This window comes from Sphingosinicella sp. SM1-17, from assembly GCF_056821765.1.
On sequence record NZ_JBPDIO010000001.1, the window covers coordinates 1,604,722 to 1,620,479 of the forward strand.

Annotated in this window: 15 protein-coding genes and 1 tRNA gene; 6 read left to right on the forward strand and 10 right to left on the reverse strand. The window is 67.0% G+C overall.

The features are described 5' to 3' along the window. Positions 1-79: 79 nt before the first annotated feature. Complete coding sequence (locus ACRYLT_RS08030) at positions 80-1,249, forward strand: glycosyltransferase (protein WP_482663563.1); 1,170 nt, start codon at positions 80-82, stop codon at positions 1,247-1,249. Here ACRYLT_RS08030 and ACRYLT_RS08035 read toward each other — a convergent pair. The 7 genes from ACRYLT_RS08035 to ACRYLT_RS08065 form a co-directional block, all read right to left on the reverse strand. Beyond that, a complete protein-coding gene (locus ACRYLT_RS08035; protein ID WP_482663564.1) occupies positions 1,236-1,613 on the reverse strand; it encodes an Mth938-like domain-containing protein in 378 nt (125 codons plus the stop codon). The genes ACRYLT_RS08030 and ACRYLT_RS08035 overlap by 14 nt on opposite strands. Beyond that, complete coding sequence (gene secF / locus ACRYLT_RS08040) at positions 1,597-2,607, reverse strand: protein translocase subunit SecF (protein ID WP_482663565.1); 1,011 nt, start codon at positions 2,605-2,607, stop codon at positions 1,597-1,599. The genes ACRYLT_RS08035 and secF overlap by 17 nt, the downstream gene beginning before the upstream one ends. Beyond that, on the reverse strand, positions 2,607-4,193 hold the full coding sequence (secD, locus tag ACRYLT_RS08045) for a protein translocase subunit SecD (protein WP_482663566.1): 1,587 nt from the start codon (positions 4,191-4,193) through the stop codon (positions 2,607-2,609). The genes secF and secD overlap by 1 nt, the downstream gene beginning before the upstream one ends. Before the next feature lie 7 nt (positions 4,194-4,200). Next, the gene (yajC, locus tag ACRYLT_RS08050; RefSeq protein WP_482663567.1) at positions 4,201-4,536 is read right to left on the reverse strand and encodes a preprotein translocase subunit YajC; all 336 of its coding nucleotides are present in this window, start codon (positions 4,534-4,536) and stop codon (positions 4,201-4,203) included. 95 nt (positions 4,537-4,631) lie between these two features. Continuing rightward, positions 4,632-4,708 (reverse strand) — tRNA-Pro (locus tag ACRYLT_RS08055). A gap of 70 nt (positions 4,709-4,778) precedes the next feature. After that, positions 4,779-6,479, reverse strand: coding sequence for a DUF2339 domain-containing protein (locus ACRYLT_RS08060; protein WP_482663568.1), 1,701 nt, complete (start codon positions 6,477-6,479; stop codon positions 4,779-4,781). Between the two features lie 51 nt (positions 6,480-6,530). Next, positions 6,531-8,192, reverse strand: coding sequence for a hypothetical protein (locus ACRYLT_RS08065; RefSeq protein ID WP_482663569.1), 1,662 nt, complete (start codon positions 8,190-8,192; stop codon positions 6,531-6,533). 105 nt (positions 8,193-8,297) lie between these two features. Between ACRYLT_RS08065 and ACRYLT_RS08070 the strand changes: the two genes are divergently transcribed. Further along, positions 8,298-8,600, forward strand: coding sequence for a hypothetical protein (locus ACRYLT_RS08070; RefSeq protein ID WP_482663570.1), 303 nt, complete (start codon positions 8,298-8,300; stop codon positions 8,598-8,600). Between the two features lie 34 nt (positions 8,601-8,634). Here the strand turns inward: ACRYLT_RS08070 and ACRYLT_RS08075 are convergent, their stop codons facing one another. From ACRYLT_RS08075 to ACRYLT_RS08085, 3 genes are all read right to left on the reverse strand, one after another. Further along, positions 8,635-9,567, reverse strand: coding sequence for a 50S ribosomal protein L11 methyltransferase (locus ACRYLT_RS08075; protein ID WP_482663571.1), 933 nt, complete (start codon positions 9,565-9,567; stop codon positions 8,635-8,637). After that, positions 9,557-10,267 carry an SDR family NAD(P)-dependent oxidoreductase gene (locus ACRYLT_RS08080; RefSeq protein WP_482663572.1) on the reverse strand — a complete coding sequence of 237 codons (711 nt, stop codon included), beginning with the start codon at positions 10,265-10,267 and terminating at the stop codon, positions 9,557-9,559. The genes ACRYLT_RS08075 and ACRYLT_RS08080 overlap by 11 nt, the downstream gene beginning before the upstream one ends. A gap of 94 nt (positions 10,268-10,361) precedes the next feature. Further along, positions 10,362-11,705 carry a methyl-accepting chemotaxis protein gene (locus ACRYLT_RS08085; RefSeq protein WP_482663573.1) on the reverse strand — a complete coding sequence of 448 codons (1,344 nt, stop codon included), beginning with the start codon at positions 11,703-11,705 and terminating at the stop codon, positions 10,362-10,364. A 205-nt stretch (positions 11,706-11,910) separates the two neighbouring features. Between ACRYLT_RS08085 and sdhC the strand changes: the two genes are divergently transcribed. The 4 genes from sdhC to ACRYLT_RS08105 all read left to right on the forward strand — a co-directional run bounded on the left by sdhC (position 11,911) and on the right by ACRYLT_RS08105 (position 15,749). Further along, complete coding sequence (sdhC, locus tag ACRYLT_RS08090; RefSeq protein ID WP_482663574.1) at positions 11,911-12,309, forward strand: succinate dehydrogenase, cytochrome b556 subunit; 399 nt, start codon at positions 11,911-11,913, stop codon at positions 12,307-12,309. Further along, positions 12,306-12,737, forward strand: coding sequence for a succinate dehydrogenase, hydrophobic membrane anchor protein (gene sdhD / locus ACRYLT_RS08095; protein WP_482663575.1), 432 nt, complete (start codon positions 12,306-12,308; stop codon positions 12,735-12,737). Before sdhC ends, sdhD begins: the two co-directional genes overlap by 4 nt. After that, positions 12,737-14,545, forward strand: a complete 1,809-nt coding sequence (gene sdhA, locus ACRYLT_RS08100) for a succinate dehydrogenase flavoprotein subunit (protein WP_482663576.1) — start codon at positions 12,737-12,739, stop codon at positions 14,543-14,545. Before sdhD ends, sdhA begins: the two co-directional genes overlap by 1 nt. 250 nt (positions 14,546-14,795) lie before the next feature. Beyond that, entirely contained in the window at positions 14,796-15,749 is a 954-nt protein-coding gene (locus tag ACRYLT_RS08105) for an MBL fold metallo-hydrolase (RefSeq protein WP_482663577.1), read from the forward strand. Positions 15,750-15,758: the final 9 nt, after the last annotated feature.

Sequence of the window (15,758 nt, forward strand, 5' to 3'; positions counted from 1 at the left end):
GAACTTCGGGGAGAACAGCCGAGTGCCGATGAACCCCGCTTTAACCCTGTGTCAGGCCGAAGATGCTAGGGCCCGACCAATGCTTCGAGTGCTTACGCTGTCGACCCTTTTCCCCCATGCGCTCCGGCCGACGCTGGGAGTGTTCGTCGAACGCCAGACGCTCGGTCTCGCCGCCCAGCCGGATGTCGAGGTCGAGGTCGTCTCGCCGCTGGGGCGTCCGGCCTGGCCGCTTGCGCTTCATCCCCATTATGCCGCCGCGCAAAGCTTGCCGCCTTTCGAGAAATGGAAAGGCCTGACCGTTCACCGGCCCCGTTTCCGAACCTGGCCCGGCTGGGGGCAGCGGGCGATGGCGGGATCGCTGGCGGCAGCCTTGCTGCCGCTGCTCCGCGACATGCGGCGGCGTTTCCCCTTCGACGTGATCGACGCCGAATTCTTCTGGCCGGACGGTCCGGCGGCGGTGGAGCTTGCGAGCGCGATCGGGGTTCCCTGTTCGATCAAGGCGCGCGGGAGCGACATCGAGCACTGGGGATCGCGCCGCGGCATCGGCACCCAGATCGTCGAGGCGGGGCGCCGTGCCGACGGGCTGCTGGCGGTCAGCGAGGCGCTGAAACAGGACATGGCGAGGCTCGGAATGCCGGAGCGGAGCATCCGGGTTCATCGCACCGGGATCGACCTCGACCGGTTCCGCCCGGTCGACCGGGAAGCGGCGAAATCCGCGCTGGGAACCGGTGGGCCGTTACTGGTGACCGCCGGTGCCCTGATTCCCCGCAAGGGGCAAAGCTTCGCGATCGAGGCGCTTCGCCATGTCCCGGGCGCGACCCTGCTCCTGGTCGGCGACGGGCCGGACCGATCCGCGCTCGAACGGCTCGTCCAGACGGCCGGACTGGAGGGCAGGGTGCGATTCCTCGGAGCGGTGCCCCATGAGCGGCTGCCGGACCTGCTGGCGGCGGCCGACGTGGCGGTCCAGCCCAGCGCGTTCGAAGGCATCGCCAATGTCTGGGTGGAAGCGCTCGCCTGCGGAACCCCGGTCGTGACCTGCGACGTCGGCGGCGCGCGCGAGGTGATCGCCGAGCGCTCGGCCGGGCGGCTGGTGGCGCGCGATTCCGAGAAGATCGCCCGGGCGGTTCGCGAGTTGCTGGTCGAGCCGCCGCCTCAGGAAAGGGTGCGGCGCTCGGCTTTGTCCTTCAGCTGGCAGAGGAACAGCGACGAGCTCGTCGATCATCTGCGCTCGCTCGTCAGAGCGGCATGATCGCTGCAGCAATCCATCTTTCTTCGGAGCGAAGCAGTCCCCAGGTCCTGGCCGCGGCCCGGCTGTCCATCGCTTCGATTCCGATCCCCCGCTGCTGGAGCGCCTGAACCAGCGAGCGCGGCGGGAAGATGGTCGAAGCGCCGGTGCCCAGGATCAGGAATTCCGGGGCGGGATCGAGCGCAAGCAGCGGCCCGAGATGGTCGAGCCCGAGCTCGGCAAGGGCCGGGGCCTGCCATTCGGCCGCGCCCTGCGGCGTCAGCAGGACGGCGCGATAGGTCTGCCCGTCGACCGAGAAGCCGCCCTCCGAAAAGCCGCGGACCAGCGGTCCGCTGGCTGCGGGCGTGCGCTCAAACCTTGGCGCCATAGCTCTCGTTGCGCGGCCCCCGCTCGGCCCGGCTGACCGGGTCCTTCGGAAGGAAGCTGTCCGAAGTGACCTTGAGCCAGATCAGCCAGGGCGCCGCGATATAGGTGGTCGAATAGGTGCCGATGATGACGCTGAAGACCAGGGTCGCGGTGAAGCTGAAGATCACTTCGGGCCCGAAGGCGAAGAGCGAGCCCAGCGCCAGAAGCATCGACAGGTTGGTCGCCACGGTTCGCGAAAGCGTTTCGTTGACCGAAAGGTTGATCAGCGGCCCGATCACCATCTTGCGGTACTTGCGCAGATTCTCCCGGATCCGGTCGTAGATGACGATCGTGTCATTGAGCGAATAGCCGATCAGGGTCAGCAGCGCGGCAACGACGTTGAGGTCGAATTCGAGCTGGGTCAGCGCCAGGAAGCCGAGCGTGATCGTGACGTCGTGGAACAGCGAGAAGAGCGCACCGACCGCGAACTGCCATTCGAAGCGGAACCAGATGTAGATGGTCACGCCGAGCATTGCGAACAGGAGCGCCAGAGCGCCGGCCTTGAACAGCTCGTCGGAAACCTTGCCGGAGACGGTTTCGACCGAATCGATCCGGACCCCGGGATAGGCTTCGGTCAGCGCACGGCGAACGTCGGTCGCCGCGGCCGCGGCGGCGGCGTCGCCGCCTTGGTCCGGAAGTCCCATCCGGATCAGGATTTCATGGCCGCCGGCCGCGGAGCCGCCAATTTCGATCGGACCCGAACGGCTTTCCTGGACCGAGGCGGAGCCATGGCCGAGCGCTCCGATCCGGTCGCGCAGGTCGTCCAGTTCCGGCTGCTGCTGAAAGGTGGCGCGGATCATCTGTCCGCCGACGAAATCGACTCCGAAGTTCAGCCCCTTCATCGTCAGCAGGGCGATCGATCCGGCGATGAGCAGAGCCGAAACGACGAAGGCCAGGCCCCGCCAGCGAAGGAAGTCGATGTTCGTGTTGTCGGGAATGAGCTTGAGGAGACGCATCAGATCACCAGTTCCTTCGGCCGCTTGCGCAGCCAGAGCGACACGAACATCCGGGTGACGGTCACGGCGGTGTAGACGGAGGTGACGATCCCGATCATCATCACGACGGCAAAGCCGCGGATCGGTCCGGAACCGAAATAGAAGAGCAGAACGCCGGCGATGACGTTGGTGACGTTGGCGTCGAAAATCGCCGACTGCGCTTCCTTGTAGCCATGCTCGATCGCCTGCATGACGTTCCGCCCCCGTCTCTGCTCCTCGCGGATTCGCTCGTTGATGATCACGTTCGCGTCGACCGCTGCGCCGACGGTCAGGACGAAGCCGGCGATTCCGGGGAGCGTCAGCGAGGCGGGCATGATCGCCAGGATGCCGAGGATCAGGGCGACGTTCAGGAGGATGGCGACGTCGGCATAGAGTCCGAAGCGGCCGTAAGTGAGCAGCATGTAGAGGAGAACGAGGCCGCTGCCGATCGCCATGGCGATGATCCCGAGCCGGATCGAGTCACGCCCCAGATCGGGGCCGACGGTCCGCTCCTCGATGATGGTGAGATCGACCGGCAGTCGGCCGGACCGCAGCGAAATGGCAAGCTGGTTGGCGCTTTCGACCGTGAAATTGCCCTCGATCTCGGCGGAGCCGCCAAGGATCGGCTCCCGGATATTCGGTGCCGAAAGAACGACATTGTCGAGGATGATCGCGAACGGCCGGCCGACATTTTCCTGGGTCACCCGAGCGAAGCGCCGGCTTCCGGTGCCGTCGAAGCGGATGATGACGACCGGGGCGCCGGTCTGCTGGTCGAACGATTGCTGGGCGTCGGCGATCTGATCGCCGGTGATGATCGCCCGGCGCTGGACCGCGATCCGGCCGTTGGCGCCGCCTTCCGGATAGGGCAGGACCTGACTTCCGATCGGAGCCCTGCCGGACTGGAGCTGCTCGGGCGTGGCGCTGAGGTCGACCAGCTTGAATTCGAGCCGGGCGGTGCGGCCGATCAGCGATTTCAGCGCTTCCGGATCCTGGAGCCCCGGAACCTGGACGACGATCCGCTCGCGACCCTGCCGGATGATCGTCGGCTCGAGCGTTCCGAGCGCGTTGATCCGCCGATCGATCACTTCGCGGGCGACGTCCATCGCCTGGTCGATCGCCTGGTTCAGGCCGGCCTCGGTCTGGGTGAGCGTGATCCGGTTATTGTCGACCGCAACGTTCCACTCGCGCTGGTTGCTGAATCCGGACGGCTGGGTCTGGGCTCGGGCGATCTCGACCGCGGCATCTGCCTGGGCAGGATTGCGAACGACGAAGCTCAGCCGATTGTCCGCGGTCGAAACCTCGCCGATGGCGATGTCGTTGCGCCGGAGCTCGCGGCGGAGGATGTCCTCCATATTCTCGAGCCGCTGGCGGGCAACGCCGCTCGTTTCGGCTTCGAGCATGATCTGGCTGCCCCCCGCAAGATCGAGTCCGAGACTGACCTTGGGCGCAAGCCAGGTCGGCATCCGATCGGTGACCTGCGCAGGGAGGAAGCTGGGTATCGCGAGATAGACGCCGACGACCAGCGACAGCGTGACCAGCACCAACTTCCAGCGGGGAAAATCCAGCATTGCCGAGTCAGTCGTTCGCGGGCTTGGTGCCGTGCGGGCGAATGTCGCTCAGCATCGACTTGACGACTCGAACCCGTACGCCCTGCGCAACTTCAAGCTCGACCTCATTCTCGTCGACCTTGGTGACCTTGCCGATCAGCCCGCCGGTGGTGACGGCGGTATCGCGCGGCTTCACTCCGGCGATCATCTGCTGGTGCTGCTTCATCCGCCGCTGCTGCGGCCGGATCAGGAGGAAGTAGAAGATGACGAAGATGAGCAGCAGCGGGAAGATCTGGACGAAGAAGCTTGCGGCTCCTCCGGATGCGGCGCCGCCGCTCGCGGCATAAGCTGGGGATTCGAACATCTTGTCCTACCTGGAAAAACTTCCGGTGAAGCGACGGAGCGCCGGCCGGATGGACCACTCCGAACGCCCGCCACGCGGAGGGCTTTCGAAAATGATGGTCGGAGCGACTGGATTCGAACCAGCGACCCCCACACCCCCAGTGTGATGCGCTACCAGGCTGCGCTACGCTCCGACCGAAGCCGGGCATTTAGGCAGGGGCGGCCCCGATGGCAAGCATCGCGCCCGCGCCGTTCCGGGACGGTTCAGCGGCGGGCCGGGGCTTCGGCGGCCGATCCTGCGCGAACGATCGGACCGTAAAGCCGGCCGATCCCGATCAGGGCCACTCCGAAGCCGAGGAAGGAGAGAATCCGGAGCACGCCTTGCAGAGCCGCGGCGTCGACCAGGAAAAGCTTCGAAACGGCGATCACGAGGAGGAGGAGAGCGGCCACCCGAAGGCTTCGCTCCTTGAGTCGAAGGCCAGCCCCGACCAGCAGGATGGCGAGCGCCGCCCAGGCGATCGACAGGGCGTCCTCCGGAACCAGATCCGATGCGGCATGGGTCCACAAGCCAGTGGCGGTCAGAGCGGCCAGCAGCTTGGCCGCGCCCTTGTCCGTATCGCCCGGGCGACGCCAGGTCGCGATCAGCGAGGCTGGCCCGACGGCGAGCAAGGCGAGGAGGAGTGCCCAGAGCGCCTGCGGCAGGAATTCGGGAATCGACCAGCGAAGCGCAAGGACCGGACCCGCGAGGCCGAGGCAGGCGAGCGTTCCCCAGAAGGAGTCGCGGCGCTGGATCGCCACGGCCAGTCCGCCGCCGCCGAACACCAGCAGGAGAGCCGCCGTGCCCAGGGGCAGCAACGGATCCTGGCCTATTGCAGCCCTGAGCGGGATCAGCACGAGGCCGATCAGAAGGACCAGGAGAGGCGCCCAGGGATCGAGTGAGCGAAGCCGGGCGAGCGCGACCGACGCCGCTGCCGCCGCCGCGAACTGGATCCAGGGCGCGGGCCCGACATCCTCGCGAAGCATGAGCATGGCGATCTGGAGCGCGGCGATGGTGAGCGCCGGAACCTGGATCTCGGCTCGCGCGGTCGGGGCGGCGGCGGCGATTCCCAGGAGCAGAACGAACCAGCCGGCCGCGACCGCGTCCGGGACGGGCCCGAACAGGAGCGTGAAGGTCCAGGCGAAGCTTCCGAGCACCGCCATCACGGCGAGCCACAGCCAGCCGCGGCGGAGCGCCAGTGCGAGCACCGCAAGATCGAGCATGGCGAGATAGCCGAGCAGCGGCAGCGCTCCGAGCCGCTCCCCGAGCAGAAGCGGCACCGCGAACCCACCCGCCAGCCCCAGCGCCGCGGTCGGAGCGCCATGCCGAAGCGAAAGTCCGAGCGCCGCGGCGGTCAGCGCCACCATCAGGGTCGAAGCCGTCGCCAGTGAAAGGAAAGCGTGGAGGATGTGGCTGCCGTAGATGGTGGCATAGAGCACGGCGAGGCCGGCACCGACCAGAGCCTGGGAAACCCGCGGATCCTCCTCGAAGCTCCGGCTCCGGCGCGCCCATTCGCCGCCGCCGAGCAGAAGCAGGCCGAAGAGGCCGGCGGCCGTCATCCGGATTTCGGGGGTGATCAGCCCGATCTCGATCGAGTAACGGACCAGGAAGATGGCGGCGAGGATCAGCGCCACGCCTCCGGTCCAGATCAGCAGCCGCCCGCCGACGAGCCGTTCGAACAGCCCTGAAAGCGTGTCCCCTTCTTCCGGCTTATTCTCTGGTTCCGCTTGCTTCTGCGGTTGGCCCTCGGCTGAGGGGGGAGCCTCGATCGCCGCCGTCCCTCCGTGATCGAGCGCTTGAGCGCCGCGGCCGCTCGGGGCGAGCCCCTCCACTCGGCGCTCGAGCGCCTCGATCCTCCGCTTCAGCGCGGCGTTGGAAAGCCAGAGGGCGGCGAGCCCGCCAAGAAGGAGAAGGAAGAGAAGCCCCATGTCCTTCCTGCCTAAAGCTCGCTGACGGGCCTGTCAGCGCCCAATCGCCGATCAGATCCGAGCGAGAGCGACCTGCGTGACCTCCCCGTCCCAGGCGGCGCGGGCGCGGGCGAGGTTGCGATCGGCGGATTGCTCGTCGCCCAGCCGGCGATCGGCCAGCGACAGGGCATAAAGGGCCAGCGGATCGTTGGGCCAGCGGCGAAGCGATGCGAACAACTGGTTGCGCGCGTCCTCGAAACGTCCGGAAGCGATCAGGGCGGCGGCCAGGCTGCGCCGAACCGAATACCAGAAAAGGGGCGGATCGTTGCCGAAGCGGGCGGCAAGCTGGCGTTCCATCGCCTTGCGATAGGCGATCGCCGCCGCCGCCGGATCATCGGCGAGCATCGCCGCCCGACCCTCGATCACATGCTGGAATATCTCGGCAAGAGCGCTTCCGCGCGGCCCGAGCGCCGGCGCGTCGCTGCCCTCGCGAAGCGCCGCGATGGCGAGAGCCTCGGCGCGAACCCGATCGGCATGGCCGCGGCGGGCGAGCGCTTCGCCGCGGGCATAATGGAGCATCACCCGATCGAGGACGTGCGCGGGCGTCGGCCGGGCGAGCAATTCGTCGACATCGTCGTGAAGGCCGCTGGCATAGTAGAGGGCCGATCCGAGCAGCCGCGACGCCGGCTCGACCTCGCCGGCGAGATAGGTGCGGCGATACTGGTCGGCGACTCTCGCGGCCGTCGCTCCATCGCCATGAGCGATCGCGCTGTTGATCGCGAAATGCATGTTGTGACGGTTCAGATAGTAACGATAGGCCGAGCGGGGTGGACGGACCCGCTCCGAATAGTCGCGATCGGCGGCGATCGCCGCGACGTTCGCGGCGGCGGCGTCGGCATAGCGGCCGACTCCATAATAGCTGTGCGACGGCATGTGGACGAGGTGGCTCGCCTTGGGCGCGATCCGTGCCAGCCGATCGGCATGGGGCACGGCAAGATGCTGGCGGTCGATCCAGTCGGTGAGATGGATGTAGAAATGGATGGCCCCGCCATGCCCGGGATTGCGCGCGAGCACCCGCTCCAGCAGCCGCTGGCTCAAGGCGCCCGGCTGCATGTCCTGCGACACCTGCATCCGGGCATCGGCGGCCATGATCGAGATCGTGTCGTCCTGAGGCAGGCGAAGCGCGGCCGACTCCATGAAGGCGGCATAGGCGGACTGGTTGAAGCTTTCGCCGTCGCGGGTTCGAAGAGCCATGGCCCGAACCAGCAGCAGGTCGCGCTCGCCGAGGCCATCGGCAAGCTCGACCGCTCGGGCGGCCGCGGCCCGGGCCGCGGCCAGTTCCTCGGTGCGCGGCTGCAGGTTGATGGTGGGCGAGCGTGCCCAGGCCTCGCCGAAGAAGCACAGGGCGCATTCGGGATCGAGCCGCTGCGCCTGCTGGAAGGAGCGGACCGCTTCCGCCTCGTCGAAGGCCCAGACCAGCCGGACGCCCTGGGCGAACCAGGCCTTCGCTTCAGGATTGTCGCTGTCCGCTTCGAGCCCGGCATAGCCGAGCCCGTCGAGCAGAACCGGCGGCGGCTGCTGCTCGCCAGCCGCCTGTTTCGCGATCGTCTTTCCATCGAGGCAGGATTCGTCGGGCAGGAGCGGTGCCGCCAGCTTGGCGTCCGACGCGGCCTGGGCGGAGAAGGCCGTCGTCGCCAGCGCCGCCGCGACCAGTATCTGTTTCGTCCTGCGCATCCAAGTCCCCGATGTGACGATGCAAAGTAACGCGGCCGATCTCCGGCGCAAATTCATTTTCGGTGCAGGATGGATTCCTTAGGATCGGGCGGAGGAGGAAGTCCGATGAAGGTCGCGTTTCTTCTTGCCGGGCTGATGGTGCCGCTGGCGGCGTCGGCAGCGCCCGAACCGCAGGCCCCGGAGCCGCGCTCCAACCCATCCGAACCGCTGTTCGCGACGCCGAACGTCTATCGAAATCCCGCCGGCTGCGAGTCGATCCCGAAGCAGGTCGCCGGAGAGGATCGGCGCTATGGTTCGACCCGGCTCGACCGGCAGCCCCCCGGCCGCTTGTTGTTCGCCGTCGGACGCACCGTCGACGGCTGCCCGGTGGCCGCTTTCGTCCATGAGGAACGCGCCCGTCGCCGCTAGCGCGAGCCTGCCCCCCCCAGCTTCGAGCTCCGGTTCAGCGGCGCTTGCGCATCACCAGGGTCGGCCACTCCCCTCGGCGGATGGTGAAGAGCGGCCGCATTCCCTGGCGTCGATAGGCGGCGGCGACGCGCGGCGCCTGATGCTCCAGTAGACCGGCCAGGAGCAGCCGCCCGCCCGGCGCGAGAGCGCCGGCAATGTCCTCGGCCAGGGCAATCAGCGGCCCGGCCAGGATATTGGCGGCGATGAGGTCGTAGGGCATTCGGGCGCGGAGCCGGCGATGGTTCATCCCTGCCGCGACGACGAGCTCGATCTGCCCCGGGCCGAGGCCGAGGCGGATGGCATTCACCCGGGCATTGTCGGCCGCCACTTCGATCGCCACCGGATCGATGTCGGACGCGATCGCCCGGGCGGAGGGCCAGAGCCTGAGCCCGGCAAAGGCCAGGAGTCCGGTCCCGGTTCCGATGTCGGCGATATTGGCGAAGTGCGCGCCTTCCCGCTTCAGCCGGTCGAGGGCGATCAGGCAGCCGGTCGTCGTTTCGTGCTGGCCGGTTCCGAAGGCGCGTCCCGCCTCGATCTCGAACGCCAGCGAGCCCGCCGGCGCTTCGCCTCGGCGGGACGGCGTGTGGACGAAAAATCGTCCCGCCCGGATCGGCTCCAGTCCCTGCTGGCTGAGGCTCACCCAATCCGCTTCGTCCACCCGCTCGACGACCGGCTTCGCGGTCGCCGCGCTCGGCAGCAGCGCCTGGATCTGCCGAAGCATCGGCGCTGTCGGCCTGCAGTCGAAATAGGCTTCCAGCTGCCAGGCGTCCGGAGTGGAAGGATCGGGTTCCCGAGTCACCAGAACGGGCGGGGAATCGAGTTCGGCGAAGGGAGCGATATCCTCCGAAAGCGCTTCGGCCTCCGCCTTGGTGCAGGGAAGGGTGACCTTCCAGGTTCCCTGCGGTCCCGGGACGCCTTCAGCGGACAAAGCTGGCGCCGTTGACGTCGATCACCGATCCGGTCGCGGACGGCGGAGCCTGGGTCGCGAGCCAGCGCACCGTTTCCGCCACCTCGTCGGTCGTCGCCGGCCGGCCGATCGGAAGGTCGCCCAGAGCGGCGATCCCGCCCCGGCTCTCGAGATAGTCTTCGACCATCCCCGTGACGGTGAATCCCGGACAGACGGTGAAGGCGTAGATCCCTTCGCCGGCATAAGCGCGGGCGATCGACTTCGTCATCGCGACCATTCCTCCCTTGGAGGCGGCATAATGCCAATGGTCCGGGCTGTCGCCGCGATAGGCGGCCCGGCTGGCGACGTTGACGATTCGACCGCCTTCGCCACGCTCGCGGAAGTGGAGCACGGCGAGCCGGCACAGCTCGGCGGAGGCGTAGAGATTGATCCTCATCGTCCGTTCCCACTGCGCCAGCCACTGCTCATGGGAAAGGTCGAGCGGCGCGGCTTCGAACACGCCGGCATTGTTGACGAGCACGTCGATCCGGCCGTCGAGTCGATCGAGCGCCTGCTCCCACAGATCGAGCGCTGCGCCGGGCTCCGACAGGTCGGCCGCCGCCAATCCCTGGCCGCCCCGGGTGGAATGGCCGACGACATTGTGGTCGGAAAGCGCTTCGGCGATCGACGCGCCGATTCCCCGGCTCGCGCCGGTGACGAGAATGTTGAGCGGATGGGTCATGCCAGGCCCGATAGAGCCTGAGCGTTCGAGGTGGAAGCGCCGCGTTGAAGCGGCTCTGTCTACTCCGGCCTGAGTCGAGGCCGGAAGAGGGACGTCAGGCGGCGAAGGTCTGGACGAACCGTCCCGCCGTGGCCTTGAACTTCGCCATCTGCTCGTCGACCTCGGAGAAGCTCTTTTCGACCTCGTCGATCTCGCTGGCGACGCTTTCCGTGTCGGTTCGGATCGCGGCGATGGTGGAGGACATGGAATCGGCGGCAAGTGCCGTTTCGTCGACGGCGGCGGTGATCATCGTCACCGTCTGGGCCTGCATTTCCATCGCCTTGCGGATCCGGTCGGCGCTGGTCTGGACTTCCTCGACCGTCGACTGGATCGAATCGTTCGCTTCCACCGTCTGCCGGGTCGCGCTCTGGATGGCGGCGATCTTCGTGGCGATGTCGTCGGTGGCGCGGGCGGTCTGGTTGGCGAGGCTCTTCACTTCCTGAGCGACCACGGCGAAGCCGCGGCCGGCGTCGCCCGCCCGAGCCGCCTCGATGGTGGCGTTGAGCGCCAGGAGATTGGTCTGGCCGGCAATGTCGCGGATGAGCCCGAGGATGGATTCGATCGCCTCGACATGAGCCGACAGGGCCTGGCTGACATTCACCGCCTTGGACGCCTGTTCGCCGGCGCGAGTCGCCACTCCAGCGGCGACCTCTACCTCGTTCCTCGCTTCCTCGATCGCCATGATCAGTCCGGCCGCGGTCTGTGCCGCTTCGCGCATGGCCACCGCCGACTGTTCCGCGGCCGCGGCCACTTCCGAGGTCTTGCCGAGCATGCCGCGGGCGGCCTGGCTCGCTTCGGCGGTCTGGGTCCGAACCCGCCGAGCGCCCGAAGCGGTGCGCTCGACCACGCTCATGATTTCCTTGTTGAACTCGGAACCCTGGGCGCTTCGCCGGTCACGCTCGGCGATCGCGCGGAGCCGATCGAAATGGGCGGTATAGACGTCGACTTCGAGCAAGGTGGCGCGCATGCCCGAATGGCCGAGCCGTTCGCGCCGTTCCCAATCGTCGCCAACCTTGCGGTCGACAATCTCGCGGCCCTTGTTCGAGGCGGCGGCGATTCCGGTGAAGAGGGTCGTCAGCGGGACATCGGCCTTGGTCGCGGAAGCGACATATTCGCCGACCATCTCGACCCAGGCCGGATCGCCAAGGTTGCGATACTTGGCTTCGACATAAGGAAGGATGCGCTGGGTGAGCGCCTCGATCTTGGCCGGATCCAGCGGCGCCGGAAGATTGGGGCAGCGCGCATATTCGATCCAGAACTGGCGGGCGACTTCGGCCTTTTCGTCTTCGATCAGCGACCAGATTTCGCGACAATCGGCGGCGAGGGTGCCCTCCGGGTCGAAGAGCCTCAACCGCGCCTGGAAATCCAATTCGTCCCGCCGCTCGACCATGGGTGCCATTTCCTCATGCTTCCTTTGCGGCGAAGCGATACGGCGCAATTGGTTAAGATGGTGTTAGCCATCGACGCGGGTGGGACGGAGCCCCGGGGCAAAGATCGACCCGCCAGGGCGCGAAGCCGGCGATTGCCGAAGGCCTGCCAAGCCACCTTGCAACGGGCCGCGCGAGGACTAAAAGCGGGCGAGCCTTACAGGGGGCCCTTCGAATATGCACCGCAATCCCAATCGCCCGATGTCGCCCCACCTCACCATCTGGAAGTGGGGGCCGCACATGCTGGTTTCGATCCTCCACCGAGTCACCGGATCGGGGCTCTCGGTGGTCGGCGGAGCCGTGCTCGTCTGGTGGCTCGTCGCTGCCGCGACCGGTCCCGAGGCCTATGCCGGCTTCACCGAATGGGCTCGCCACTGGATCGGGGTCGTGATCGGCGTCGGCCTTTCCTGGGCCTTTTTCCAGCACACGCTTTCGGGCCTGAGGCACCTCGTGCTCGACATCGGGGCCGGCTACGAGCTTTCCACCAACAAGCGCTGGGCGCTGGCGACGGTGCTCGGCTCGCTGCTGCTCACCGCGGCGCTGTGGGCATGGATCATCTTCGGGAGGGGCGCATGAGCACCGTGTCGGGCGAACAGGGACAGAGCGGGCAGGGCATGCCCACGGTGACTCCGCTGGGGCGCGTTCGCGGGCTCGGATCGGCGCGGTCCGGGGCGCATCATTGGTGGCTCGAGCGGCTGACCTCGGTGGCGACCTTCGTCCTGTCGGTCTGGCTGATCGTTTCGCTGCTTCGGCTTCCGGACCTGGGCTATGCCACCGTCACCGACTGGCTTTCCCAGCCCTTGGCGGCGGTGCCGATGCTGCTCCTGATCGTGTCGAACTTCTGGCACTCGAAACTGGGATTGCAGGTGGTGATCGAGGACTATGTTCATGAGGACGGCGCCAAGCTGTTCTGGATCACCCTGCTCAATTTTCTCATCATCTTCGGCGGGGCGCTCGCCGTCTTCGCCGTCCTTCGGATCGCCTTTGCGGGGAGCGCGGCATAATGGCTTCGGCAGCCTACAAGATTATCGACCATGTTTATGACGTCGTCGTGGTCGGCGCCGGCGGGTCGGGTCTGCGCGCGACGATGGGCGCCGCCCAGGGCGGCCTCAAGACGGCCTGCATCACCAAGGTTTTCCCGACCCGGTCGCACACGGTGGCGGCCCAGGGCGGCATTTCCGCCAGCCTCGGCAATATGGGCCCGGACCATTGGACCTGGCACATGTACGACACCGTCAAGGGTTCCGACTGGCTCGGCGACCAGGACGCGATCGAATATATGGTCCGCGAGGCGCCGGCCGCGGTCTACGAGCTCGAACATTTCGGAGTGCCGTTCAGCCGCACCCAGGACGGGCGCATCTATCAGCGCGCCTTCGGCGGGATGATGCAGAATATGGGCGACGGCCCGCCCGCCCAGCGGACCTGCGCGGCCGCCGATCGCACCGGCCACGCCATGCTCCACGCGCTCTACCAGCAGAGCCTGCGCTACGACGCCGACTTCTTCATCGAATATTTCGCGCTCGACCTGATCATGGATTCGGAGGGCGCCTGCCGCGGCGTCGTCGCCTTGTGCATGGAGGACGGCTCGATCCACCGCTTCCGCGCCCATGCCGTGGTGCTCGCGACCGGCGGCTATGGCCGCGCCTATTTCACCGCCACCTCGGCCCATACCTGCACCGGCGACGGCGGCGGAATGGTGCTTCGGGCCGGGCTCCCGCTTCAGGATTGCGAGTTCGTCCAGTTCCACCCGACCGGAATCTACGGCGCCGGAGTCCTGATCACCGAAGGCGCGCGCGGCGAAGGCGGCTATCTCACCAATTCCGAGGGCGAGCGCTTCATGGAGCGCTATGCGCCTTCAGCCAAGGACCTGGCGAGCCGCGACGTCGTTTCGCGATCGATGGCGATCGAGATCCGCGAAGGCCGCGGAGTGGGCCAGCACAAGGACCATATCTACCTTCACCTCGACCATATCGCCCCAGAAATCCTGGCGGAGCGTCTTCCCGGGATCACCGAATCGGGCAAGGTGTTTGCGGGCGTGGACCTGACCCGGCAGCCGCTGCCGGTCACCCCGACCGTGCACTATAATATGGGCGGGATCCCGACCAACTTCCACGGCGAAGTGGTGACCCTGAAGGACGGCAATCCCGACAGCGTCGTCCCGGGCCTTTATGCGGTGGGCGAGGCCGCCTGCGTCTCCGTTCACGGCGCCAATCGCCTCGGATCGAACAGCCTGATCGATCTCGTCGTCTTCGGCCGGGCGACCGGGCTCAGGCTCAACGAGACGCTGAAGCCCGGTGGCGCTGCGGCGCCGATGCCGAAGGACGGTGCCGATCTCGCGCTGGCCCGGCTCGACCGGTTCCGCTTCGCCGATGGCGGATCGCCGACCGCTCAGATCCGTCTGGAGATGCAGCGGACGATGCAGGCGCATTGCGCCGTGTTCCGGACCGACGAGCTGCTGCGCGAAGGCATCGAGAAGCTGGCCAAGACCTATGAGCGGATGCAGGACATCCGGGTCACCGACCGGAGCCTGATCTGGAACACCGACCTGATCGAGACTCTGGAGCTCGACAATCTCATCGCCCAGGCGAGCGTGACCATTGCCGGTGCGGTGAACCGCAAGGAAAGCCGCGGTGCCCATGCGCATGAGGATTATCCGCAGCGCGACGATGCCAACTGGATGAAGCACACCATTGCCTGGTTCGAAGGCTGGGGCGGGCAAGGCGGCAATGTCCGGATCGATTATCGTCCGGTGCACGAATATACCCTCACCGACGAGATCGACTACATCAAGCCCAAGGCGCGGGTTTACTGATCCGGCGGGAGGCAAAGCGGCGGTCTCGAGCTGCCGCTGATCCTTCGCCGGATTTCTTCGTCCACAGCCAACGGTCGCGTTTCCGTATCGGGTGTCAAGCGGCAGGACTGATTGGACGGCTTGCTCCGCCTGATGTGATGCGAAGCGTTGCTGGTCGAAGCGACCGCGCCGTTCGCCGAAATCTCCCGCGAACGGCACGCTGCCTCGCTAAGATCGTCCCGCGGCGGACGATCAGAAGCGGGGATCCGCAATGCGAAGACTCATCCTGGCAATGTCGCTGCTGCTGGCCTGCGCCTGTGCCCCCGCCGAGTCCAATCCCTCGGCCGGATATCATCTGATTCCGGGAACTTTCGAACCGAACCGAGGTCCGGATGGCAACAGCATCTTCCTGGACGCGCCGGAGGGATTGATCCTCGTCGACACCGGCCGCCATCCCGAGCATGTCGAACGGCTGCTACGCTTTGCAAGCGAGCGCTCGCGACCGATCGTCGCGATCGTCAACACGCACTGGCATCTCGACCACAGCACCGGCAACCGCGAGATCCGAGCGGCCTTTCCGGAAGCGGAGGCTTATGCCAGCGACGCGATCGAGGGCGCGCTCACTGGCTTTCTGCGGCGCAACCTCGATGCGGTGCGTCGGCGGCTTGAGGCGGGAGAGATCCCCGACGCACATCGGGCGGAGGTCATGCGATTCCTGGCCACGATGGAGGATCCCGGGCCGCTTCGCCCGACCCGGCGGATCGCGCAATCGACGTCCCTGACGATCGGCGGACGGCGGCTCGAAGTAAACCTTGCGCGATTCGCCGCGACCGAAGGCGACATCTGGATCCATGACCCCGTCGCTGGCCTGGTGATCGCCGGCGATCTCGTGGTCACGCAGGTGCCGTTCATGGACACGGCCTGCCCGGAAGGCTGGCAAGCGGCGCTCGATACCATCGCCGCCACACGCTTCACGACCTTGATCCCAGGGCACGGCTCGCCGATGACCCGTTCCCAGTTCCTCCAGTGGCGAACGGCGTTCGCCAATCTGATCGATTGCGCCGGCTCCGTCCGATCGAGGGTCGAATGTATCGCCGGCTGGCGGCGTGACGCGGCACCGTTCATCCCTGAAGGTCGCGAATCGACGACCGACGAATATGTCGGCTACTATATCGACACCCGGCTGCGCTCCGGGCCGGATGAGCGTGAGCGTTACTGCCGATAGGAGGCCGGT

Bases quoted from the DNA above. Each gene is read 5' to 3' on its own strand.
- ACRYLT_RS08070 (WP_482663570.1), top strand. From the start codon at position 8,298: ATGAAGGTCGCGTTTCTTCTTGCCGGGCTGATGGTGCCGCTGGCGGCG.
- yajC (WP_482663567.1), bottom strand. From the start codon at position 4,536: ATGTTCGAATCCCCAGCTTATGCCGCGAGCGGCGGCGCCGCATCCGGA.
- sdhA (WP_482663576.1), top strand. From the start codon at position 12,737: ATGGCTTCGGCAGCCTACAAGATTATCGACCATGTTTATGACGTCGTC.
- ACRYLT_RS08035 (WP_482663564.1), bottom strand. From the start codon at position 1,613: ATGGCGCCAAGGTTTGAGCGCACGCCCGCAGCCAGCGGACCGCTGGTC.
- sdhD (WP_482663575.1), top strand. From the start codon at position 12,306: ATGAGCACCGTGTCGGGCGAACAGGGACAGAGCGGGCAGGGCATGCCC.
- secD (WP_482663566.1), bottom strand. From the start codon at position 4,193: ATGCTGGATTTTCCCCGCTGGAAGTTGGTGCTGGTCACGCTGTCGCTG.
- ACRYLT_RS08080 (WP_482663572.1), bottom strand. From the start codon at position 10,267: ATGACCCATCCGCTCAACATTCTCGTCACCGGCGCGAGCCGGGGAATC.
- ACRYLT_RS08065 (WP_482663569.1), bottom strand. From the start codon at position 8,192: ATGCGCAGGACGAAACAGATACTGGTCGCGGCGGCGCTGGCGACGACG.
- ACRYLT_RS08105 (WP_482663577.1), top strand. From the start codon at position 14,796: ATGCGAAGACTCATCCTGGCAATGTCGCTGCTGCTGGCCTGCGCCTGT.
- ACRYLT_RS08085 (WP_482663573.1), bottom strand. From the start codon at position 11,705: ATGGCACCCATGGTCGAGCGGCGGGACGAATTGGATTTCCAGGCGCGG.
- ACRYLT_RS08030 (WP_482663563.1), top strand. From the start codon at position 80: ATGCTTCGAGTGCTTACGCTGTCGACCCTTTTCCCCCATGCGCTCCGG.
- sdhC (WP_482663574.1), top strand. From the start codon at position 11,911: ATGCACCGCAATCCCAATCGCCCGATGTCGCCCCACCTCACCATCTGG.
- ACRYLT_RS08060 (WP_482663568.1), bottom strand. From the start codon at position 6,479: ATGGGGCTTCTCTTCCTTCTCCTTCTTGGCGGGCTCGCCGCCCTCTGG.
- secF (WP_482663565.1), bottom strand. From the start codon at position 2,607: ATGCGTCTCCTCAAGCTCATTCCCGACAACACGAACATCGACTTCCTT.